1 protein-coding gene is annotated in these 1,090 nt (G+C 68.7%); it reads right to left on the bottom strand.

Translation table 11 applies throughout. The features are described from left to right. Window positions 1-215: 215 nt before the first annotated feature. Window positions 216-869 carry a hypothetical protein gene (locus tag ACIRQP_RS42530; RefSeq protein WP_403900863.1) on the bottom strand — a complete coding sequence of 218 codons (654 nt, stop codon included), beginning with the start codon at window positions 867-869 and terminating at the stop codon, window positions 216-218. Window positions 870-1,090: the final 221 nt, after the last annotated feature.

The raw sequence follows: 1,090 nt of genomic DNA on the forward strand, positions 1-1,090 counted from the left end.
GCTCGCCACCCGCTACCGAGCCGGACTCCAACTCGCCTCACTCATCCTCTGGCTCCGCCAACCAGCGACATGATCATTGTCAGACACACCCTAGGCCGAACCAGCAGCAACCGCCGCCCGCGAAGCCACCCCGTCCACGCGCACCCGATGATCACGTGGCGCCTGTCCGCGTCTCCCAGCGCCCGCACGCGAGATCGAAACCCGCAGGAGAAGCATCACGGCGTGCTTTCCGGATTTTGCCGCAGCTGGTCGAGGAGGAGATCGAGAGCCGCCTTCGCCTCCCCCAGGGGCGCGCCGGTTGCCTTCCGCCAGGTCTGGAGCGCCTGGATGCGGTCGCCCGCAAGCGCGTGGGCGACGGCCAGTCGGGCGTGGAGGGGATGGCCCGGGAGCCGAACAGGGATGGGCCGGCCGCGTGGCTCGCCGCCACGGCCGCTGGGGTCGTGCTCGTCGAGCACGGAGTGCAGGTAGTTGATCGGCGCACGTTCGGCAGGCCGTTCGGCGCGAAACGCCACGAGTTCCCAGCCGAACTCCGTCCCGCCGGAGTCGTCCTCATCGAGTCCGATGCCCAACAGCCCCGGGTCGTCGATCAGCTGGCAGACCTGGTAGACGACATCGTGCTGCACGGCCCGCACCACATCGGTCAGATCCTCCGGATCCACGCCGCACGCCAGGATCCGGTGCAGAGCGGCCGGTACCCCACGATCGGGAACGCTCCCCTGCTGGTGGCCTCTGAGCCACGCTTCGATCCACTCCGGCTGGTCGTCGGTGTAACGGTCCTCATCAAGCACCAGGCTCCACAGGGCGTTGACGAACGACTCGTGCGCACGTACCGGCCAGCCCTCAGGCTGAGGATCTTCGTGCTGGGTCATCCGCCCACACTCCCACGCGATACCTCTGGAGAACCAACAGAACCGGGATCACGCTCTACGGCTCGAGTACTGGATGAGACTGGCAGACCGGGGCTGGGTCGGCCCGGCCCGCGGGTGGGTGCCATCGCGGGGCGTCAGGGTCGTGGCCGTCACGGCTGACCTGCGAAGAGGACGTTGAGCGTCTCGGCGCGGTAACCGGCGGCCGGTGTCGGAGCGGTCCG

This window comes from Streptomyces sp. NPDC102274 (genome assembly GCF_044766385.1).
GTDB lineage: Bacteria > Actinomycetota > Actinomycetes > Streptomycetales > Streptomycetaceae > Streptomyces.

Bases quoted from the DNA above. Each gene is read 5' to 3' on its own strand.
- ACIRQP_RS42530 (WP_403900863.1), bottom strand. From the start codon at position 869: ATGACCCAGCACGAAGATCCTCAGCCTGAGGGCTGGCCGGTACGTGCG.